The 22185-nt window shown below is 51.6% G+C and carries 20 protein-coding genes, 1 tRNA gene and 1 riboswitch; of the genes, 20 read left to right on the top strand and 1 reads right to left on the bottom strand.

Annotation, left to right across the window (positions count from 1 at the left end):
* Nucleotides 1-72 precede the first annotated feature (72 nt).
* The 18 genes from P157_RS0111490 to P157_RS15590 all read left to right on the top strand — a co-directional run bounded on the left by P157_RS0111490 (nt 73) and on the right by P157_RS15590 (nt 17601).
* On the top strand, nt 73-405 hold the full coding sequence (locus P157_RS0111490) for an EscU/YscU/HrcU family type III secretion system export apparatus switch protein (RefSeq protein ID WP_026761117.1): 333 nt from the start codon (nt 73-75) through the stop codon (nt 403-405).
* 24 nt (nt 406-429) lie between these two features.
* A complete protein-coding gene (locus P157_RS0111485; protein WP_026761116.1) occupies nt 430-795 on the top strand; it encodes a YraN family protein in 366 nt (121 codons plus the stop codon).
* A gap of 12 nt (nt 796-807) precedes the next feature.
* Nucleotides 808-2331: a YifB family Mg chelatase-like AAA ATPase gene (locus P157_RS0111480; protein ID WP_026761115.1), complete on the top strand. Its 1524-nt coding sequence runs from the start codon at nt 808-810 to the stop codon at nt 2329-2331.
* Nucleotides 2332-2427: 96 nt separating this feature from the next.
* Entirely contained in the window at nt 2428-3582 is a 1155-nt protein-coding gene (locus P157_RS0111475; protein ID WP_026761114.1) for an exodeoxyribonuclease VII large subunit, read from the top strand.
* 104 nt (nt 3583-3686) lie between these two features.
* A tRNA-Thr gene (locus P157_RS0111470) sits at nt 3687-3762 on the top strand.
* A 213-nt stretch (nt 3763-3975) separates the two neighbouring features.
* A complete protein-coding gene (locus P157_RS0111465) occupies nt 3976-4719 on the top strand; it encodes a PrsW family glutamic-type intramembrane protease (protein WP_026761113.1) in 744 nt (247 codons plus the stop codon).
* Between the two features lie 178 nt (nt 4720-4897).
* Entirely contained in the window at nt 4898-6214 is a 1317-nt protein-coding gene (locus tag P157_RS0111460) for a YjiH family protein (RefSeq protein WP_051598611.1), read from the top strand.
* Between the two features lie 77 nt (nt 6215-6291).
* The gene (locus P157_RS14985) at nt 6292-8319 is read left to right on the top strand and encodes a PAS domain-containing sensor histidine kinase (protein WP_051598610.1); all 2028 of its coding nucleotides are present in this window, start codon (nt 6292-6294) and stop codon (nt 8317-8319) included.
* An 82-nt stretch (nt 8320-8401) separates the two neighbouring features.
* Complete coding sequence (locus P157_RS0111450) at nt 8402-9280, top strand: ABC transporter ATP-binding protein (protein WP_026761111.1); 879 nt, start codon at nt 8402-8404, stop codon at nt 9278-9280.
* Between the two features lie 2 nt (nt 9281-9282).
* Nucleotides 9283-10026 carry an ABC transporter permease gene (locus P157_RS0111445; RefSeq protein WP_037368349.1) on the top strand — a complete coding sequence of 248 codons (744 nt, stop codon included), beginning with the start codon at nt 9283-9285 and terminating at the stop codon, nt 10024-10026.
* An 83-nt stretch (nt 10027-10109) separates the two neighbouring features.
* Nucleotides 10110-10305: riboswitch (cobalamin riboswitch) on the top strand.
* Between the two features lie 138 nt (nt 10306-10443).
* Nucleotides 10444-11436: a sirohydrochlorin cobaltochelatase gene (locus P157_RS0111440; RefSeq protein WP_026761109.1), complete on the top strand. Its 993-nt coding sequence runs from the start codon at nt 10444-10446 to the stop codon at nt 11434-11436.
* A 167-nt stretch (nt 11437-11603) separates the two neighbouring features.
* A complete protein-coding gene (cobI, locus tag P157_RS0111435) occupies nt 11604-12305 on the top strand; it encodes a precorrin-2 C(20)-methyltransferase (RefSeq protein ID WP_026761108.1) in 702 nt (233 codons plus the stop codon).
* A 14-nt stretch (nt 12306-12319) separates the two neighbouring features.
* Nucleotides 12320-13267 carry an ABC transporter substrate-binding protein gene (locus tag P157_RS0111430; protein WP_026761107.1) on the top strand — a complete coding sequence of 316 codons (948 nt, stop codon included), beginning with the start codon at nt 12320-12322 and terminating at the stop codon, nt 13265-13267.
* 57 nt (nt 13268-13324) lie between these two features.
* Nucleotides 13325-14278 carry a FecCD family ABC transporter permease gene (locus P157_RS0111425; protein WP_155266772.1) on the top strand — a complete coding sequence of 318 codons (954 nt, stop codon included), beginning with the start codon at nt 13325-13327 and terminating at the stop codon, nt 14276-14278.
* Nucleotides 14279-14280: 2 nt separating this feature from the next.
* Nucleotides 14281-15060, top strand: coding sequence for an ABC transporter ATP-binding protein (locus tag P157_RS0111420; RefSeq protein WP_026761105.1), 780 nt, complete (start codon nt 14281-14283; stop codon nt 15058-15060).
* Nucleotides 15061-15260: 200 nt separating this feature from the next.
* Nucleotides 15261-15485 carry a FeoA family protein gene (locus tag P157_RS0111415; RefSeq protein WP_026761104.1) on the top strand — a complete coding sequence of 75 codons (225 nt, stop codon included), beginning with the start codon at nt 15261-15263 and terminating at the stop codon, nt 15483-15485.
* A gap of 47 nt (nt 15486-15532) precedes the next feature.
* Nucleotides 15533-17428 (top strand): ferrous iron transport protein B, encoded by a 1896-nt coding sequence (gene feoB, locus P157_RS0111410; RefSeq protein WP_026761103.1) that lies wholly within the window; start codon nt 15533-15535, stop codon nt 17426-17428.
* Nucleotides 17429-17442: 14 nt separating this feature from the next.
* On the top strand, nt 17443-17601 hold the full coding sequence (locus P157_RS15590) for a FeoB-associated Cys-rich membrane protein (RefSeq protein WP_155266750.1): 159 nt from the start codon (nt 17443-17445) through the stop codon (nt 17599-17601).
* A gap of 47 nt (nt 17602-17648) precedes the next feature.
* Here P157_RS15590 and P157_RS0111400 read toward each other — a convergent pair whose 3' ends face one another.
* On the bottom strand, nt 17649-18002 hold the full coding sequence (locus P157_RS0111400) for an ASCH domain-containing protein (protein WP_014424653.1): 354 nt from the start codon (nt 18000-18002) through the stop codon (nt 17649-17651).
* Between the two features lie 162 nt (nt 18003-18164).
* On the opposite strand from P157_RS0111400, the gene P157_RS0111395 reads away from it, so the two are divergent.
* Both P157_RS0111395 and P157_RS0111390 read left to right on the top strand, forming a co-directional pair.
* Nucleotides 18165-19145: a bifunctional heptose 7-phosphate kinase/heptose 1-phosphate adenyltransferase gene (locus P157_RS0111395; protein WP_026761102.1), complete on the top strand. Its 981-nt coding sequence runs from the start codon at nt 18165-18167 to the stop codon at nt 19143-19145.
* A 56-nt stretch (nt 19146-19201) separates the two neighbouring features.
* A complete protein-coding gene (locus P157_RS0111390; protein ID WP_026761101.1) occupies nt 19202-22117 on the top strand; it encodes an insulinase family protein in 2916 nt (971 codons plus the stop codon).
* Nucleotides 22118-22185 lie beyond the last annotated feature (68 nt).

Below are 22185 nucleotides of genomic sequence, written 5' to 3'. Positions count from 1 at the left end.
ATGTCCTTGACACATGGACGGTTGTGGCATAAAATATTAATGGTGAAGGAACACTCAGGCAGGTGAACAGGAATGCAGAAGCAGCGGGTACCACTAAAGACAGAACCGGAAACGGACCCCAATGTCCCCCAGCAGGCGGTGGCATTGAAGTATGATATGGAGCGCGATACGGCGCCGAAGGTCGTAGCCAAGGGCCGCGGTCATGTGGCGGAAAATATCCTGGCTGCTGCTCAGAAAAATGCCGTTCCCGTTTACCAGAACAAGACGCTGGTCAATATGCTCATGGCCTTGGAGATTGACCGGGAGATTCCCCCGGAGCTCTATCGCACCATTGCAGAAGTCATGGCCTATGTCTATCGTATTGACAAGAAAGCGAAGAAGAATCAGCCTGGGCCTAAACTTTAATTTCAGGTTAAAGAAGGGCTGTCTATGCGTAATCAGATTCTTGGCCGTCAGGGAGAACAGGTAGCTGTTGAATTTTTGCAGCGGCAGGGCTATGGGATTTGTGCCCGTAATTTTCGGGTGCCGGTAGGAGAGATTGACATCATTGCCCAAAAGGGGGATGTGTTGGCCTTTGTCGAGGTCAAGACACGTCATGGCAATCGCTATGGAACTCCTGCGCAGGCAGTGAATTTTCACAAACAAAAGAAAATAATTCAGACCGCTCAATGGTTTTTACGGCAGAAACGTTTATCGGAGGATAAGTGTTTCTGCCGTTTTGATGTGGTGGAGGTCTATGCCCTGCCGGAGGGGAAATGGCAGGTGCACCATCTGCCGGGGGCCTTTGAATGTTAGGGAGGGGATTGGATGTTTGCGCGGACTTTTGGGGCGACAACTTTGGGCGTTGACGGGCTGATTATCCATGTGGAAGTGGATTCAGCGGCGGGGTTGCCAGGCTTTGATATTGTGGGATTGGCCGATGCTTTGGTTAAGGAAGCCAAGGAGCGGGTGCGCACGGCCATCCGCAATTCGGGCATCAAACTGCGGCAGGAGAAAGTCACCATCAATCTGGCGCCTGCCGATGTGCGCAAGGACAGTTCCGGGCTGGATTTGCCCATTGCGGTGGGACTGTTGGCGGCGTATGGATTGGTGTCGGCCGCGACCTTGGACAAGTACCTCTTTGCGGCGGAGTTGTCATTGGAAGGTGACTGCCGAGGGATTCGCGGCATCCTGCCCATGGCGGTAAAGGCCAAGGAAGAGGGCTTTACCGCCATGTTTGTGGCCAGAGATAATGTCAATGAGGCCTTGTTGGTGGAGGGGCTTGAAGTCTATGCGGTGGATAACCTTGCGCAGCTCGTGGGCTTTTTGACCGGTCAGGAACGACTCGTGCCTGCCAAACCGCAAGTGGCTGCTGAAGAGGAAGGTGTTTTTAGCGATGACTTTGCCGATGTGCAGGGGCAGTTTCAGGCGAAAAGAGCCTTGGAAATTGCCGCAGCCGGCGGTCATAATGTGCTGCTGGTCGGCGTTCCAGATGCTGGCAAGACCATGCTGGCGCGGCGCATGAGTTCCATCCTGCCGGAAATGACGCCGGAAGAAGCCCTTGAGGTGACGAAGATATACAGTGTGGCAGGTCTGCTCAAAGGAGGCGGACTCATCAAGGAACGTCCTTTCCGCAGTCCCCATCATACGACATCGATGGTGGCCATGATTGGCGGTGGCAGTGTGCCAAGGCCCGGGGAAGTGACGCTGGCGCATAATGGCGTGTTGTTTCTCGATGAACTGCCGGAGTTTGGCAAGAAGTCGTTGGAAGTTCTCCGCGAGCCTGTGGAAGACAGGAAGATAACGATAGCCAGAGCACATGGTACCATGACATTCCCGGCCAATCTGATTCTGATTGCTGCGGCCAATCCATGTCCTTGTGGCTATGCCGGTTCTCCGGACAGGGAATGCAAGTGCACGCCTTATGAAATCAAGCGCTATACGCAGCGGATTTCCGGGCCGCTGCTCGATCGAATCGATATTCACATTCAGGTGCCGCAGGTGAAGTATGAGGAGCTTTCCTCAGCCAAGCGGGCGGAATCGTCGGCGAAAATCCGTCAGCGGGTGGCAGCAGCCAGAAAGATACAGCTGCAGCGGCTCAAAAACTATCATATCTTTTGCAATGCCCAGATGAATCATGCCATGCTGCAGAAGCTCTGTCCATTGGAACCACAGGCAAAAGCCATGTTGGAGCAGGCATTCCGGCAGAAGCATCTTTCCGCCCGTTCCTATGATAGGATTATCAAAGTGGCCAGAACCATAGCAGACTTGGCCGGGGCGGAAAATATCGCAGCGCCGCATATTGCCGAGGCAATACAGCTGCGCAACGATAAGGGGCTCGGGACGGATTAAGGAGCAATTTTTAATCTTGCTTTAATTGTATTTCCAGACGATATGCTATATCATCAATAGATGTTTGAAACTCTGCTCATTGATGAAGGAAGATACATGGAATTTAAGATTAAGCAACAAGAGAACCAGAAAGACCCTTATCAGAACCGCAACTTTTGGGAGACGCTGAAAACGGAAAGATTTCCCGGAATTAATGTGGGAAATGTTAACCATAATTGGATGTGGTGCATTGATGCCCAAAAGCTGAACACAGAACAGCTGCGCCAAAAACATGAAAAAGAATTTCCGGAGGCGGTTTCCTACATCATCCAGGAATACAATAAGCGAAAGCCTATCCCCATGGATGATTATCTGGATTTGCTATATGACAACGTGGAATTGGGGGATGAGCTCAAGGAAGTCCGTACGCTGTATGGAACCGTTCATTACATAAATGAGAAAAAGACCTTTATGATCATGACCTGCGGCATCGAGGAAAAGAAGAAACTTTCCGTCTGGATACCGGCACATATTGAAATTGCAGATAGGGATGCGATCGTCGAAGGTGCGGTGGTGGATGTCCGCGGTATCCTGCAGATTTGGCATGAACGCAAGAACGAATTTCAAATCAAGGCAGAATATATCGGCCTGTCCCGTCTGGAAAACGGCGAGGCACGGGAATCTGAGTGGATAAATCAGCTCAAGCAGTGGCAGGCTGAATACAAGGATGAATGGACGAATGCGGCGCCGCCGGAAATCAAAATCACAGAAAATCGGATGGCTTTGATTACCGCTGGCGGCAGTGCCGGCAAGGCTGACTTTTACGCCTTGCGCAAGGGCAATTACAGCATAAAATCCTATGATATCACCATAAGTTCCCCAGAGGAAATCGTGCAAACCATTCAAGCGATAAATGATGAAGCGGATAAGTATGATTTTATCTGTATCGTGCGCGGCGGCGGGGATAGGGCAGATTTTACGCCCTTTTACCATCCGGAGGTAATCGAAGCGATTGCCAAAAGTGAAACACCTGTGACGCTGGCACTAGGGCATGCCTATGATATGCATTATGCCGCCAAGGTAGCCAGTGAAACCTGGCTGACGCCGACCGATGCCATCAAGGGGATAAACGCGTTGTACTTCCGCAATACCAATATCTCGGATAGCGATAAGATAAAAGTGCTGGAGGATGAAATCCATAATCTGCAGCAGAAGTTAAGGCGCTATGAAGACAGAGGATTCCTGGCTAAGGTTTGGGACCTGTTCAAGTAGGAAGGGGAATTTGACATGTCAATGTTCCGTTTTAGACTCGCCGCCGAAGATTAAAAAAAGTGTTGACAGGATACCCTGTTAAATGCTATATTATACGAGTTGTTGCTGATATAGCTCAGTCGGTAGAGCGTATCCTTGGTAAGGATAAGGTCACCAGTTCAATCCTGGTTATCAGCTCCATAATTGAATATATCCTGCATGGCAGGTTCGATTTTTAGATACCCCGTGGGGTTGGCACGTTTGCCTTAGTTGCAAAGATGTCGGCTCTGCGGGGTATTTTTGTCTGGGAAAAGGATTTTTTAAACATAGCGGGAAATATATAAAGAACTACCTGCGCAAATGCATAGGTATAGGCTGGTCGTTGTAATTCCGTGACGAAAGGGGGGACGTATCATGGAACTTATTCAGATGCTTTTAGCCGCAATTATACTAGGCATAATCTACAAGAAAATGCGCAAATGGGAGGTCGGCGCATCCATCGGTAAAAAGCAGGCCCTGCTTCCTATCGGCCTGGGGGTGCTTTCAACCATCCTGGCCTTTGCTGTTACGCTGGCCATCGGCTATGGCTTGACGGTGGAGGGCTATAGCCTAAACGATATACAGGACCCGTTTTTGAAAGCTTTTGTCTCAGCTTTTCTGCGGGCCGGGCTCACTGAGGAATTTGCCAAGCTATTGATGATACTCTGGGCCATCTGCATGCTGAAGCCGAAAAATGTCTACGAATACGCCCTGATAGGCGGCGCGACAGGTTTTGGCTTCACCTTGCTCGAAGAGATGGTGTATGGAGAAAGTATCATGACGCTTTTCCGCCTTACCGATGTAGCGATGCATATGTCAATGGGCATCATCATGGGCAAATATCTTGGGCTGGGAAAATACAACAGGGAAAACGGTTTGCTATATAAGTCCTCCTATGTGATCGCGTTGGCCGTTCCTGTACTCATCCATACCATCTACGATGCCCTGACGGTCTACAATCCGGCCATAGCGGCTGTGGGAATGGATGATGAAAGCATGGCCTTCTGGATAATAATGGGACTTATCGTCATACTTTGTGCCTTTGTCTTCCAAATCGTCATCATAAAAGGCATGAAGCGGGAGGCGCCAAGGCTTTCTGAAATGTTGCTGACGAAGTGAACCGCAGATTTTAATCGTCCGGGGGGAGTGAATTGGCCCTGACATTTGACTTGTCAGATTGACTTGTCAACAAGGGCTGGGCTATAAGAATCGGGCAAAAAAATGCGTGACAAGAGGACAAAAACCGTGTAAAATAGGTGCTGTTGTAAATTTATGCATTAAAAGTGAGGAAAAATACATGACATGGATTAAGTTTGTGGTTGGTGCCCTGTTTGGCATGGGCATGTTTCTCCTGCCTGTTGGGGGCGGGGAGGGCTTTTCAACTCCCGTGGGGATGCTGACGGAGTGGCTGGAGAAGCTCATTACCGCCAATGTTCCCTGGTTCTTGTATCTCTTGGTGGCGTTGTCTGCTCTGGGTGCGCTAGCTTGCCGGTTCTGTCAGCCGTCTTTTATCACGACGCGCAAGTGGGCCATGGGGCTTTTCAATGTGTCCTGGCCTTATCTGCTTACGCGGCTGGTGGCATTGCTCGTTGTCATTGCCGTGGGCGGTGAAATAGGCCCCGAATGGATTCGCGGCGCTGACGTGGGCGGCAGCATGGTGGGACTTTCCCAGACCTTGGTGGCTTTGGCTTTTTCGTTGAGCTTTGTATTGCCCTTCTTGACGGATACAGGCATTATGGAGTTTACGGGTGTGCTCTTAAAGCCGCTTATCCGTCCGCTGTTTCATGTGCCGGGGCGGGCATCGGTTGACCTCATTGCCTCCTGGCTGGCTTCGTCCAACACGGCGGTGCTCATAACGGCCGGTCAGTACAACAGCGGTTACTACAGCCGCCGCGAAGCAGCCACCATTATGACGAACTTCTCTTTGGTGTCCATTCCCTTCTGCATGGTGGTAGCGGGCACGCTCCATGTGGAGCATTTATTTCCGCTGCTCTATCTGACGGTAACGGTGGTGGGCCTCTTGCTGGCGGTAATTGCCGTGCGCATTCCACCTCTGGCTGCGGTGGCCGAGGATTATCGCGGTGAGCCGCAGCTAAAAGAAGAAGTGCCGCAAGGTAATTCCCTCGTCAGCTGGGCCATTGCCGCGGCCTTGGAACGGGCGGCAAAGTTCCGTCTGTCCGTAGCGGTGAAGGTGGGCCTCGAGATGGCCATTGGCATTCTCTTTGACCTGATTCCCATCGTCATTGCGTGGGGAACCATCGGCACACTGCTCGTCAATGAAACGCCCATCTTCCAATGGATTGCCTATCCCATGGGACTTTATATGTGGGCTATCGGTATTCCCGATGCTTTCACGCTGGCACCGGCTACGTTGGTGGGCTTTATCGACATGTTTATTCCGGCGCTCATCACGAATCCCGAAGCACCGGAACAGATTCGCTTCTTTATCTCGGCATTGTCGCTGGTGCAGATTATCTATCTGACCGAGGTGGGCAGCATCATCGTCAAGAGTGATGTAGGCTTGGATATCAAGCGCCTGTTTGTGATTTTTTTGGAACGCACCTTGGTGGCCGTTCCGCTTCTCTGGATGGTGACAAAATTTTTTATTGGTTAACCATTTTATAGAAGGAAAATTGACGCTTCTTACAGAATATCTAGTGAAAGATTAAGTCACTGCTGGAGGGAGCGCAAATGTTAGCCGATTCGAAATATAAATTTGCTAATATTGATGATGCCTATGCGCCGGTTTTGGTTTGCCGGAGGTATCCTGACGCCCTTGAAGTCCTGCATATTTCTGCAGGACTTTGTCGTATGTTCAAAATGAGCCGCGAAGAACTCTATGATTTCTTTATGCTGCCGATAAATGAACAGATTCATCCGGATGATTTGGTACGCGTATTGCGTATGGTACAGCGTGTTTTTCATAATCCGGAGGAGCTGTTGCAGTTTACTTACCGCATGTTTCTGCCGCAAGAAAAGGATAAATTTATCTGGCTGATGTCGACCATTTATGGCAGAAAATTGGCTGATGGTTCGGTTTTGCAGTATATTGCCAGCATGGATATAACGGCCGAACGGGAAGAACAGGAAAAGCAGGCGGCAGTGTTTACCCATACGAATGCGCTCTTGGAACGGATTTTGGATACCACGCAGACGGCGCTTTTCTGGAAGGATAAGGAACGGCGCTTTCAGGGAGCGAACAAGGCCTTTTTGGATTATTATGATTTTCCTTCGGAGCAGGTCATCTTAGGGAAAACCGATGAGGAAATGGGCTGGCATGCGGAGGAAGAGCCGTTCAAAAGTGATGAGTGGCGCGTTCTGCATAAGGGAGAATCGACTTACCGCGTCCGTGGCAAATGCATGAGTCATGGCGAAATGCGGGATATTGTGGCCAGCAAACGGCCACTGATTGAAAATGGCGAAATTGTGGGGCTGGTGGGCAGCTTTGAGGATGTTACAGATGAAATTCGCCATCAGGAGCAAATGGAAAAGCTCAACGAACAGCTGCGGCAGGCTTTGGAGAAGGCTGAAAGTGCCAATCGGGCCAAGTCGGCGTTCCTCTCCAATGTAAGCCATGATATGCGGACTCCCTTGAACGGTATTTTGGGTGTGGCAGAGCTGGCCTTGCAATGTCAGGAAATCGACAAGGTGCATGAATACCTGCAGAAGATTATGACGGCCGGTTCTTTGCTGAAGGATTTGATTAACGATACATTGGAGCTTTCCCGGATAGGCTCCGCGAAAAAGCAGCTGGATTATGAAGTGGTGGAAGCCAACCATATGCTGGACCGCTTGATTGCCTCCATCCGTCCAACGGCGGAGCAGAAGGGGGTCAATTTTCATGTCAATATGGATTTTGCAGAGGTGGGCTTTGTCCGGCTGGACAGGCTGAAGCTTTCCAAAATCCTGCTGAATTTCCTGTCCAATGCTGTGAAGTTCACGGAGGCAGGCGGGGATGTATGGTTTGAGGGCAAGGTGCTTGAAAGCGATGACTGCCATTGTAAGTGCCGCTTTATGGTAAAGGATACCGGTAGGGGCATATCCGCCCATTTCATTCCCAAGCTGTTTGAACCCTTTGAGCAGGAAGATGCTCTGTCTGCGCAGGGCGTTATGGGCACAGGGTTGGGGCTTTCCATTGCCAAGGGGCTGCTGGATATCTTAGGCGGTACTGTGGTGGTGGAAAGTGAACTGGGGAAGGGCACAACCTTTACGGTGGAACTGGAGATAGAAAGGGCCAGTGATGAGGGGCAGCAAAAGCAGCTGCCGGATAGTGAGGCGGTCGATTTGGAAGGCCGTCAGGTTCTCGTCTGCGAGGATAATGAGCTGAACCGGGAGATTGTGACCACCATTTTGGAAATGAATAATCTGCAGGTCATTACCGCTGAAAACGGCGAACAGGGCGTGCTGCAGTTCTTGGAGTCGCCGCCCTATAGCATTGATGTGATTCTGATGGATATCCGAATGCCGGTGATGGACGGTTTGACGGCGGCGGCACAGATTCGCCAGCTGGACAGGAAGGATGCGGGGCTTGTGCCCATCATTGCCCTGTCTGCTAATGCGTTCCAGGAGGATGTAGAGGATTCCCGGAAGGCGGGGATGAATGACCATCTGACGAAGCCGGTGGAGCCGGAACTTTTGCTGGCCAGTATGCGGCAGCAGATTGGCGCGTATGATGTACAGCGGAAAGCAGTCAGGGGCGAACAGGCGGAAACACACTGAAGGTTCGCCAAAAGGACGTAATGATGCTATACTAATGGGTGAATGAACGCCACGAATAACGAGGGGGAAGAAATTAGACCCGATGATTGTTATTGATAAACTGACCAAAAAATTTCCGCATAAGGATAAGAAGGGGCAAAAGACGGAAAAGACTGCCGTCGATGCGCTGTCCCTGCATGTCCGTCCCGGAGAGGTCTTTGGCCTGCTGGGGCCCAATGGGGCAGGCAAGACCACGACCATCCGCATGCTGACCATGCAGCTTAAGCCCACCGCAGGTAAAATTGCCTATGGCGGGCGGGATATCTTCAGTTCCGGGGAAGCCCAGCGGGTCAAGTCTTTGATTGGCGTGGTGCCCCAGCATGTGAACTTTGACCAGGATTTGACGGTGGGGGAGAACATGGAGCTCCATGCCCGCCTGCATCATATGGAAAAAAGGGAACGCCAGCAGCGGATTGCGGAACTCTTGAACTATGTGGAACTGACCGAGGTCATAAACGACAATGTGCGCCGCTTGTCCGGGGGAATGAAGCGGCGCTTGCTTATTGCCCGGGCGCTGATTCATAAGCCCAAGATTCTCTTTATGGATGAGCCGACCGTAGCCCTTGACCCGCAGGTGCGGCGGCGCATCTGGGACTTGGTACGCGGCCTTGCCCGGGACGGCGTGACAGTGTTTTTGACCACGCATTATATCGAGGAGGCGGAAAATCTCTGCCAGCGGGTGGCCATCTTAAACAAGGGGAAACTTACGGCACTTGACACGCCGGAAAACTTCAAGGAACGGCTCGGAAAATTCACCGTGGAATGGGATGGCAGCGAGGGGCGGGAATACCGCTTCTTCGGAGAAAAACAGGAGGCGGCGGCCTTTGCCGGCAGTCAGGAGGCGGCTGGCGGCATCCTTATCCGCCCCACGAATCTCGAAGATGTGTTTATTGAACTTACCGGGCATAAAGGAGGCCTGTGATTTTGCAAGTTTTATACGATACCTGGACGGTATTCTGGCGGGACTGGGTGGTACTCAAGCGGCGTCTGACCAAGTTCATTCTGGCCCGTATGGTGGCGCCCATGCTTTATTTGGTGGCCTTCGGCTGGGGGCTGGGGCGCAGTATCAACGTGGGCAGCGGCAGTTATCTGGACTTTCTCGTGCCGGGGATTCTGGCGCTTAATTCCATGAATATCAGCTTCAACAGCATCACGCCGGTGCATGCCGAGCGCATTTACCATAAGAGTTTGGAAGAATACATTCTGGCTCCGATTAAGCCTTCCGCCTATGTGTTGGGGAAGGTCTTGGCGGCGGTCCTCCGCAGCCTTATCTCCAGCGCCATCATTCTGGTACTGGCCTATGGTTTTGGCGCCCGGCTGGAGCTTTCCGGCCAGATGCTGCTGGTGCTGGTGCTCAATGCCGTTATCTTTGCGGAGGTAGGCTTCTTTGCTGCCATGAAAATCAGCACCTATGAGGAAATGAGTCAGGTGAACACTTATATACTGCTGCCCATGTCCTTTCTCTGTGGCACCTTTTTTACCACACAGGCCTTGCCGACTGTTCTGCGCTGGGTGATTGAAGCCCTGCCGTTGACGCATACGAGCATGCTGCTGCGAAGTCTGGCCGGTGGTGGCGAAGGGCAAATCCTATCCCTGCTCGTACTGGCTGCGTATGCCTTGGTAGGATTCTATCTGAGCCGCCGTGCCTTTGACAAGCTGGCCGCATAAATGAAATTCTTTTATGCTGTGATTGACAGCATATATCTTAGTGATTATAATTAAAAATGTGAGTGATTTCACATTTATTTATAAACTGCATAAGAGGAACAGGTGCAAGCCGGCGCACATCCGGCTGCTGAAAAGAGAAGCTGGTTAAAGGCCAGCGCGGTCCCGCCACTGTAAGGGGAGTAAGCCTGCATAGTTAAGTCACTGAAAGCGAAGCTTTTGGGAAGGCGCAGGTAAGCGATGAACCGAGCCAGGAGAACTGCCTGTTTGACAATCACCGTAGCAGCTGTTGGGAGGCTGCTGAACCTGCGAGCGATGGGAAGGGGATTTCGTCTTTTGAGATGGGAGCATCTTTCTGCGCTTTTTTGCAGAGAGGTGCTTTTTCTGATGCAGGGGAGTATTTAGGGAGGTTTTTTATTTATGAAAAACTGGCAGAAAATGTTAGCAGCAGCTATCGCCTGCGGGGCAGCTTTCTCCGCAAGCTATGTACCGGCAGAAGCAGCTTATCAGCTCAACGAGGAAGTCAAGGCTCCGACCAAGGCGCTCAAGCAGGCTTCGGAAATCGGCGTGCTCAAGAACGAAAACCCGGCTATGGCTAACAAGGCCAACAAGGACGCCATTGTGGTGATGACTTTTGGTACGACGTTCAAAGATACCCGCGCTAAGACCATCGATGCTACGGTAAAGGCCATTCAGGCTAAGCATCCGAATACCAAGGTGGTAACAGCGTATACTTCCCATATCATCATTAACCGCGTGAAGAAAAACGAAGGCATTACCTTCCCGACGCCGGAAGAAGCCTTGGAACAGCTGAAAAAAGAAGGCTACACCCGCGTAGCACTGGCATCTCTCGATGTTATTCCGGGCATGGAATACAACTATGATATCGGCGTATATCACAATTACAAAGACCAGTTCAAGAAGATGACGCTGGGCACTTCTCTGATGTACTGGCAGGGTCAGGAAGAACAGGCTGATGATGTGGCTGAAACCATCAAGGCGCTGTCCACCCAGTTCCCGAAACAGGGCAAGGATGATGCCATCCTGATTATGGCTCATGGTACGCCGCAGGTTTCCAACGCTTACTATTCCGTAATTCAGGCTAAGCTCGACGAAGCCGGTTACAAGAATGTTTACGTTTACACGGTAGAAGGCTGGCCGAACCTCGAAACGGTTATGCCCAAGCTCAAGAAGAACGGCATCAAGAACATCACGCTCATGCCGATGATGATGGTTGCTGGTGACCATGCCAACAACGATATGGCTGGTAAGGAAGAAGATTCCCATAAATCCATTCTGGAAAAAGCCGGCTACAAGGTTAACGCCTACATTCACGGTATTGGCGAAAACAAGGCTATCCGCGACCTCTACGTAAAACGTGCGGAAGATGCCTGGAACGCTCTCGAAAAATAAGATTTCACCATATTCATCTATTTTATCTATATTCATCGCTGTGTTAAGCCGTCTGCCCTGCCTGAGATTGGGGCGGGCGGCTTAAACACACTTAGAGGTTTATTTGACAGGTGATAGTCAGCATAGTATGATAGGCTAAGACACTATTGTATGGAGGTTAATGATTCATGAGTGGAATCTTTTATGGTATCGGTGTGGGCCCTGGCGACCCGGAACTTTTGACGGTGAAGGCCATTAAGGCCATTGAACAGGTGGACGTGCTTATCGCTCCTAAGACGGAGAAGAAAGACGGCAGCGTGGCGCTGACGGTAGCCAAACCCTATCTCAAGAAGGATGTGGAAATCGTCTATCAGGTATTCCCCATGGTGAAGGGCTTTGCGGAAAACAGCACGGATGCCTGGGAATCCAACAAGCAGGAGATTCTGGAACTGCTGCGCTCTGGTAAGAACGTGGCCTTCCTGACCATCGGTGACCCCATGTTCTACAGCACCTATATCTACGTGTTCCGCCTGCTCGAAAATGAGGGTGTGGACATTCAGACCATTCCCGGCATTCCCGCATTTGCCGCTATCGGCAGCCAGCTCGGTTACCCCATTGTGGAAGGGGACGATGTGCTCTCCATCATTCCGGCAACCGCCAGCCCCGAAAAGGTGGAAAAAGCCATGCAGGCAGCGGATAATGTGGTGCTCATGAAGGTCTACAAGAACTTCGAAGAAGTGGCCGACATGCTGGACAAAAACGAAATGGCTGAACAGGCTGTACTCGTGAGCCGTGCCGGTCTCGATGATGAGAAAATCATCTATGATGTCCTGGCCCATAAGAAGGATAAGCTGAACTATCTCTCCACGATTTTGACGCGCAAAAAATAATAGGGGATGATATTATGAAGCGTCAGCTGTGCGTATTGCTGGCGGCAGTTATGGTATTGGCACTCCTGCTGACCGGTTGTGGCAGTGAGCAGCAGAAGGCCGCTGACCAGTCAGCGTTTGTTACGGTAACGGACGATTTGGGCCGTCAGGTAGAACTCAAGGCGAAACCTGCCCGCATTGTGGTGACCTCGGCTTCCTTTTTGGAACCCTTGGAAGCTGTGGGCGGTGCCGATTTAGTGGTGGGCCGTCCGGATTCCAAGACGAAGATGCCGGATTATGCCAAAGACATTACCAGCGTCGGCAAGGTTTATCAGATTGATACGGAAAAGGTGCTCTCCTGCCAGCCGGACTTGGTCATCATCAACAAGGGCATGAATGAAAAGCTCGTGGAAGCGCTGGAAGGAAGCGGCATCAAGACCTTGGTGCTCGATATGAAAAGCTACGAGGATGTGAAGCGGGAAGTAAATACGCTCGCTGCCGTTACCGGCAACAAGGAAAAGGGCGAAGCGCTGATTAAGGACATGGATGAAAAGATTGCGGCCGTAAAAAACAGCATTCCTGCAGACAAGCGGCGCGTGTCCATCATCCATAGCACGAGTCAGGGCCTGTCGGTACAGCTCGATGGCAGTATTGCAGGTTCTGTGGCGAAAATGCTCGGCTGGGAGAATGTGGCCAGCGGCAGCAAGCCTTTGGAGAAAAATCCCGATGCGGCACCTTACAGCATGGAAACTTTAGTGGAGCAGAATCCGGAAATCATCTTTGTCACGAGCATGGGCAAGCTTTCGGCCATCAAGGCCAGCATGGAGGAAACCATGCAAGGCCCGGCCTGGCAGAGTATCCCGGCTGTGCGGGATAAGAAAGTTTATTATCTGCCCCAGGAACTCTTCCTGCTGAGCCCCGGTATTCATTATCCCGAGGCTGTGGCTGAAATGGCCAAATGTGTTTATCCGCAGGCAAAGTAAAGGAAAAATATAATGAAGGAAGCAGAGTTTTCTGCAGGCAGGAAACGGCGGACGCTAATGCTCTTAGCGTTGGCCGCTTTTGCCTGTTTAGGGCTGCTCGTCAGCATGGTGAAAGGCTCCGTGGATATTCCGCTTACGGAAATCGCAGAGTTTCTCACCAGCGCAGGCAGCAGTCCCCATGGACAAATCATCTATAATATCCGTCTGCCCCGCAGTATCGTAGCGGCATTGGTGGGCATCAATCTGGCGCTCTCCGGAGCAATCCTGCAGGCTGTGATGAAAAATCCGCTGGCCGACCCGCATATCATCGGCATATCCTCAGGGGCAGGGCTTCTGGGTATTCTCGTGATGCTGGCTTTCCCGGGATTTGCTTATCTGGTGACGCCGGCGGCCTTTATCGGCGCTATGGGAGCGGCCTTGCTTATTTACATATTGGCCTGGAAAAATGGGATTCGTCCCATCCGCATTATTTTGGCCGGTGTGGCCGTGTCAGCGTTTTTGAGCGCGGGCATTTCTGCGCTGCTGATTTTCTACAGTGACCGTGTACATAGCGCCTTGATGTGGATGGTGGGCGGCCTGTCGGCCCGCAGCTGGCCCCAGGTGGAAATGCTCTGGCCCTATACGCTTATCTGTGCAGTATTGGCACTTTTGGCCGCGCGTCATCTGAACATCCTGCAGTTAGGGGATGAATTGGCTAAGGGGCTGGGGCTGCGTGTGGGTTTAACGCGCATTATGCTCTCGGCTTTGGCGGCATTGCTGGCAGCCAGCGCCGTGTCCGTGGTGGGTCTGTTGGGCTTTGTAGGCTTGATTGTTCCGCATACGGCACGTCTTTTAGTCGGCTCGGACTATCGCGTATTACTGCCGGCTACACTTTTGTTAGGTGCAGGAACGGTGACGTTCTGTGATACCATTGCCCGTACCATTGTGGCGCCGGTGGAACTGCCCGTGGGCATCATCATGGCCGTGCTGGGCGCGCCCTTTTTCCTGTATTTGCTGAGAAGGGAGCTTTGAGGATGGAACTGAAAACAGCCAACTTAAAAGTGGCCATTGACGGCAAGGAAATCCTCCATGGCATATCGGCCACTTTTTCTGCGGGGCGGCGCACGGCCATTATCGGCCCAAACGGCGCAGGTAAGTCTACGCTCCTTAAGGCGCTGGCGGCTATCAATACGGATTACGCGGGCGAAGTCCTGCTGGACGGGCAGGAAATCCGTGAGCTGGGGCGCAAGGAAATCGCCAAGCGAATCGGCATTCTGCCGCAGGGGGCGGCAGCGCCTCCCGATACCACGGTACAGCAGCTGGTAGATTACGGCCGCTTTCCCTATCGCAGTCTATTTTCGCGGGATGCCAAAACCGACCGGGAAGTGGTGGAGTGGGCCATGCAGGCTACACATGTGCAGGCGCTCTCGCAGCGTCAGGTGCAGACACTCTCCGGCGGTGAACGGCAGCGGGTGTTTCTGGCCATGGTGCTGGCTCAGCAGCCGGAGATTTTGCTGCTGGACGAGCCGACCACTTATCTTGACATCGCTCATCAGCTGGAGGTTATGGATATTGTGGCGCGCCTTAATAGCGAGTACAAGATGACCATTATCATGGTGCTTCACGATATCAACCACGCTTTGCAATACGCCGATGAAATCATGATTGTGAAGGACGGATGCTTGAAAGCCCAGGGGATGCCCCAGGAGGTAATGACCGTGGAACGTTTGGCGGACACCTTCGGCGTCCGGGCGGACATCTTCACTAACAGTCAGGGCAAGACGGTGTTGTCACCGATTGAGCTTGTGAAATAGCATGCAGATTGACAAGTCAAATTTGACTTGTCAATTTTTTGTCTTGATAAGTTGTCATAAAATTTGCTAAAGATAATATTTTCCATTTGTAAATGAGAATCCTTGACAAGTGTGATTGATATGCGTTATCATAAATTAAGTAGAAATAATCTCATTATCATTATCATTATTATTCGAGAACTCATTAGGAGGCGTTGATTTTGACATTGAAAGACGGTAAGACCGGCATGACGCTGAAGATTCAGCAGATTGGCGATTCCGACCTCAAGGAAAGACTGATGACTATGGGCCTCACTCCTGGTACCAAGGTAAAGGTACTCCGCAGTGCACCCTTAGGCGACCCGATTGCGATTGGTGTTCGTTCCTACAATCTGGCTCTGCGTCGTGATGATGCAGCCAAAGTTCAGGTGCAGCAGGTAAATTAATCGTCATGGAGATTGACAAAATGGATAGAGGAGATGTAGTGAATACAATGTCAACATTAGCAGTAGCACTTACCGGCAATCCAAACGTCGGTAAATCCACGATTTTCAACGAACTCACTGGCGCCCGTCAGAAAATCGGTAACTGGCCGGGGGTTACGGTCGATAAGAAGGTCGGTTATACCCGTCATAACGATAGAGCCATTTCCATTGTGGACCTGCCGGGTACCTACAGCATCAATGCCCGTTCTCCGGAAGAAAAAATCGTTATCGACTATCTTCTGAACAATAAACTTGACCTTGTGGTGGATGTGGTGGACAGCTCCAACCTCGAGCGTAATTTGTTCCTGACGGTGCAGCTGTTGGAGCAGGGGATTCCTGTGCTCATCGACCTCAACATGAAAGATGATGCAGAACGCCGCGGCATCAAGGTGGACTGCCGCAAGATGGAAGATGCCTTCGGCATGCCGGTTGTAGAAAGCATTGGCCGCAGCAGCAAGAGCACCAAGAAACTGCTGGATGTGTTCACCAGCACGGTGATGGACAACTACGAGCCCAGCGATAGGGTCAAAGCCCATATCGCCAAGGTGGAGGAAATCAAAGCCAGCAGCAAGAGCGATGACCAGAAGAATGAAGAAATCATCGAAGCCCGTTATGCTTTGATTGACACGGTTATGGCCGATGCCGTTACCGTTAATAGCGTCGGCTCGGATATGTCCGAGAAGATGGATAAGTTCCTGGCCAACGGCATTCTGGCGCTGCCGATTTTCCTCGGCATCATGTATGCGGTGTTCAACATCACCTTTGAATGGATTGGCCAGCCCATTGCCGATGCTCTGGATGCAGCCATCAATGAAGATTTCCTCGACTTTGCCAAGGAATCTCTGGAAGCAGCCGGTGTGGCTGACTGGATGGTATCCCTCGTCTGCGATGGTGTTATTGCCGGTGTGGGCGCCGTACTGACCTTCGTACCGCTGATTTTCGTGCTGTTCTTCTGCCTGTCCTTCCTCGATGGCACGGGTTATATGGCCCGTATCGCTTTCATCATGGACCCGATTATGCGCCGTTGTGGCCTCACGGGGAAAGGCGTTATGCCGCTGATGATGGGCTTTGGCTGCGCTGTGCCGGCCGTTATGGGTGCGCGCGCTTTGGATTCGGAAAAAGACCGCATGGTTTCCATCATGGTTACGCCGTTTTTGACCTGTGGTGCAAAACTGCCGATTATGGCGCTGTTTGCGGCGATGTTCTTCCCGGATAATGCTGCAAATGTGGTATTTGCGATGTACATCATCGGTGTAGTCATGGCGATTGTTGCTGCTAAAATCCTCGGCAGCTCTGTGTTTAAGGATGGCGGTTCCACGTTCCTGCTCGAACTTCCGCCGTATCGTATGCCGGATATGAAGACGGTTCTGTTGGAAACTTGGGATAAGGGCAAGGGCTACCTCATTAAAGCCGGTACTATTATCTTTGCCGCTTCCGTTCTTCTCTGGGTTATGTCCAACTACAACTTCGAAGGCCCCTGCGAAATCAACGAATCCATCCTGGCTACGCTGGGCAACTGGATGAGCACGCTCTTTGTCTTCCATGGTTTTGCCACCTGGGAAGCCGGCGCCGCTCTGCTCTCCGGTATCATGGCTAAGGAAACCGTAGTAGCAACCATCGGTGTGCTCTATGGTGCTGCTGATGTGTCCACGGAAGCGGAAGAAGCTGTGGAAACGGCTGGCACTCTGCTGCAGACGGGCATGGCAACGAGCTTTACGGCTCTGTCCGCCTTCGCCTTCATGATTTTCTCCCAGCTCTACACGCCTTGCGTAACGGCTCTGGGTACGATTAAGAAAGAAGCTGGCGGCTGGAAGTGGATGGGCTTCTCCGCTGTTTACATGTTTGTGATTGCCTGGGTAGTATCCCTGCTGGTTTACCAGATTGGCCGCCTCCTGGGCTTCTGATTGGAGGAATCCTTATGGCAACTTATGTGGTAGGAGCAATCCTGGCGGTTGCCCTGTTCTTCGCCCTGCGGCATGTGTACAACAACTTCCGCACGGGGCACAATGACTGCTGTGGCAATGAAAGCTCCGGCTGCGGTTGCGGCTGTTCTGGTTGTCATAGCGCCAAACATTGACATTTAGGCACAAAAATACGCTTGGCTCATGAGCCAAGCGTATTTTTTTACAAATCCTCGTGGACTTCGGTGAAGTAGATAACCGTTACGGTATCTTCCATGAGAATCCGGCGCTTGTAGATTTTTTCAAAATCCGCTACCAGTTCCTCCTGGGAGTTGATTTCGGGGTTCTGATGGCCCAAATCATTGGAGGTAAGGGTGCCCATGGTTTTTACCCGGACTTTGTCCAGATAAGCAGGATAGAGCTTGTGCTTGGGTTCGCCCTTGACGCCGGTGGTAATCCAGACGATGGAACCTTCGGGATAAAGCTGGCTGACATCGCCTAAGCGCACGGTGCAATTTTTCGTGCGTTCCATCAACATTTTCTTATGCTTGGCGGCTTGAAAGTTCAAAGCCATCATAGCGCAACATCTCCTATCTGTTTATGTATAATAACTGCTTGTCTATCATTATAGCATGAATCTCTGTCTTTTGATAGTAGATAAGTGTAAAGTTGTATAGGAGGATTTTCCTGCTTCACCGCGAATGTATGAATATGTTACAGAATATAAGGAGGCGGCAGTATGGAAGGGCAGCGATTACGGGAATTTTTGGCCACGAAACCGAGTCAGTGCAAGGTGCTGGTGGTCGGAGATATCATGCTGGATAAGTATTACTATGGGGAGGTTACCCGTATATCCGGCGAGGCGCCGGTGCCCGTCACGCGGGTGCACTCATCATCGGAAAAGCTGGGCGGCAGCGCCAACATCGCTTACAGTTTGGCGGTGCTCGGCTGCAAGGTCAGCATTGCCGGCTTCGTGGGCAAGGACTCTCACTGCGAGAGTCTGGTGGAAAAATTTGCACACTATGGCATTGATGCCAGCGGCCTCATCTACACGAGCCGTCCCACGACGACCAAGGTGCGTATTGTCAGCAACAACCAGCAGATGTTCCGTCTGGACTTTGAGGCGAATCAGGCGGTGGAACTGCAGGACATGGCCCGCTTCGAGCAGTATATCGGGGAAAAATTAAGCGAAAGTCTGGATTGCGTCATCATTTCCGACCATGCGAACGGCGCCTGCACCGATGCTTCCTGCAGCTGGATTATCGAAAAGTGCCATAATCACGGGGTGCCGGTGGTGGTGGATTTAAGTTCCGCCTGCTGGGTAAACTACCGCAATGCCGATTATGTGGTGGCCAATCTCAAGCGCATTAACAATGCTCTGCTGCAGCCCATTGAAAACGAGGATGCCGCCGTAGAGAAGGCTTGCCATTATCTCATGCGCAAGTTCCATATCAAGAACATCATTGCCACCCGTTCGCAGAAAGGCATGGTACTGGTACGGGAAAATGAAACGGTGCATATTCCCACGACCGCCCAGGAACTCTTCGATGTATTGGGGGCAACGGATGCGGTGACGGCTGTCTTTGGCATGGCGCTCGCCGGCGGGCTGCCGCCAGCCTTGGGCGCTTATATGGCAAATCTGGCTGCCAGCCGCGTAGTGACCCGCTTGGGTACCTATGCCGTTACCCGTGAGGAACTTGAGAGCATGCTCTCACAGTGATATAATATTATGTTGTTTATATAGTAGATTTTGATGCCAATTACAGGAGTGATTTTGTGAAGGTGAATGACCATATTCATGGATTTAAGATTATAAATCGCAGCGAAAGCAAGGAGACCCGCTCCATTGCCTGGACGATGGAGCACGAAAAGAGCGGTGCCCGCCTTTTCTTCCTGCAGAATGATGATGATAACAAGGTGTTTTCCATCAGCTTCCGCACGCCGCCCTTTGATGATACCGGCGTGGCCCATATCGTGGAACATTCCACCCTCTGCGGCAGCCGCAAGTATCCCTTGAAGGAACCGTTTGTGGAGCTCGTGAAGGGTTCCTTAAATACGTTCCTCAACGCCATGACCTATCCCGATAAGACCATGTATCCGGTGGCCAGCCGCAACGACAAGGACTTCCAGAATCTCATGGATGTCTACCTCGATGCAGTATTCTATCCGGCCATGCTGGAAAATCCGCAGATTCTGATGCAGGAGGGCTGGCATTACGAAATTGACAGCGCTGATGCGCCGCTGGTATATAGTGGTGTCGTTTATAATGAAATGAAGGGTGCGCTGTCGGCACCGGATGATTTGCTTGAAAGCCGCATTATGGCTGCGCTCTATCCGGATACGACCTATGGCTATGAGTCCGGCGGTGACCCGGAGGCCATTCCGCAGCTGACCTATGAGATGTTCAAGAACTTCCATCAGCGTTACTATCATCCCAGCAACAGCTATATCTATCTCTATGGTGATATGGATATTGAAGAAAAGCTGGCTTATCTGGACGAGGAATATCTGTCCCATTTTGACCGCATTGCCATTGACTCCCATATCGAAAAGCAGGCACCTTTTGCCGGCTTGCAGCGTCAGGCGCTGGAATATCCGGCCAGCCCGGATGAGGACACGGCAGAAAAGACCTTCCTGTCCCTGAACTGGGTCACGGGAGAATCTTTGAATCCCGTCGATATGATGGGCTTGGAAATCTTAGAGCATGCCCTGCTCAGAACGCCGGCGGCTCCTTTGCGCAAGGCGCTGATTGATGCCCAGCTGGGCAAGGATGTGGATTCTTCCTTCGAGGATGATATGCTGCAGCCCTTCTTCAGCATTGTCATCAGCAATTCCGAGGCCGACCGGGTCGAGAAATTCTACAGCATTGTGCAGGATACCCTGCAGCAGCTTGCCGATAAGGGCATTGACCGCACGCTGCTGGAAGCGTCCATTAACCTGCTCGAGTTCCGCCTGCGCGAATCCGACTTCGGTTCTGCGCCCAAGGGCCTTATCTATGGTATCCGCGTGATGAAGACTTGGCTCTATGACGGTGCACCGGAAAGTGTACTTGGCTATGAAGAGGCCATTCAGGCCATGAAGGAAGGCCTTGATAATGGCTATTTTGAAGAACTCATCCGCCGTTACTTCCTGAACAACAATCATGCAGCGCTCATCACCATGGCCCCGTCCAAGACCATGGCGGCAGAGCGTGAGAAAAAGCAGGTGGAAGAACTGGCCGCCTGCAAGGAAAAACTCAGCGCGGCGGAAATTCAGCAGCTTATTGCCGATAATAAGGCGCTGAAGGAACGTCAGCAGAGTGAAGATACGGAAGAAGCCTTAAAGACGATTCCTCTTCTGAAACTCAGTGATATCCGCCGCAAGGCTTATGAACTTCCGTTGGAAGAAAAGGATTTGGCGGGAACAAAGATTTTGTTCAGCGATGTGGAAACCAGCGGTATTACCTATTTGAGTCTGCTATTTGATGCGCAGATGGTGCCGCAGGAGGATATTCCTTATGCGTTCCTGCTGAGTGAACTTATCGGCAATGTGGATACGGAAACAAGCACCTATGGAGAGCTGGCTAACCGCAAGAACCTTCATACCGGTGGTATTGCCTATGATATCGTGACCTATACGAAGAAGAATGAGCCGGATTCGTCAACGCCGAAGTTCAAGGTCAAGGCGAAGGTTTTGCGGGAAAAACTGCCGCAGCTGCTGGAACTCCTGCAGGAAATTCTGATGACCAGCAAGTTCAGCGATGAAAAGCGTATGCGGGAGCTCTTGGAACAGGAACAGGCCACGATTGAACTCAATCTGCAGCGCAGTGCGCATCAGGTGGTCAGCGCTCGTCTAGCTGGTTATCTGACGCCTGCCGGCCGCTATGCTGACGAAGGCGGACTGCCATTCTATCCCTTTATCAAGGGACTGCTGGCTGACTTCCCCGCCAATCTGCCCACCATCAGCGCCAAGCTCAGCGAGCTGGCAAAGATGCTCTTTACCCGCAACAATCTCATTGTCAGCGTAACGGACAGGGCTGCGCATTATGATGAATTCGCAGCGGAATTTGACAAGTTCCAGCAGAAACTGGGGACGGAAAGTTATCCGGCGCAGGAATACCAGTGGGATTTGCAGGCTAAGAATGAAGGCCTGACATCCTCCAGCCGCGTGCAGTATGTCGGCAAGGGCGCGAACTTCCTGAAACTGGGCCATGCGTTTACGGGGACCATGCATGTGCTGGAAACCATTCTGCGCTACGATTACTTCTGGACGAAAATCCGCGTGCAGGGCGGTGCCTATGGCGCGTTCACAAGCTTCAACCGCAACGGCATGATGTATTTCGGTTCCTACCGCGACCCGAATTTGACGGAGACGCTTGCTGTGTTTGACGGCACAGCGGATTACCTCAGAAATTTTGCAGCTTCCGAGCGGGAGATGGACAAGTACATCATCGGCACGATGAGCAATATCGATACGCCGCTGACGCCCCAGATGAAGGGCAGTGCCGCGGCCACCTGCTGGCTGCGGGGCATTACCGAAGCGGACCGTCAGAAGTCCCGGGATGAAATCCTCGATACCCGGCAGAAGGATGTGCAGAAGCTGGCCGACATGGTCAAAGACTGCATGGAACAGAATGTGATTTGCGTATTCGGCGGGCAGGAGAAAATCAACGAACATAAAGACGTGTTTGGCGAAGTCCGTCCGGCACTTTAACCTGAAACTATTTACGCCCGTAAAAAAGTGGCAGGGAAAAAACATCCTTTGTAGAATAACCGATATAG

The organism is Selenomonas ruminantium AC2024, from assembly GCF_000687995.1.
Classification (GTDB): domain Bacteria; phylum Bacillota; class Negativicutes; order Selenomonadales; family Selenomonadaceae; genus Selenomonas_A; species Selenomonas_A ruminantium_B.
The sequence above is the reverse complement of the archived record's forward strand: the minus strand, read 5'-3'. Positions and strand labels throughout refer to the sequence as shown.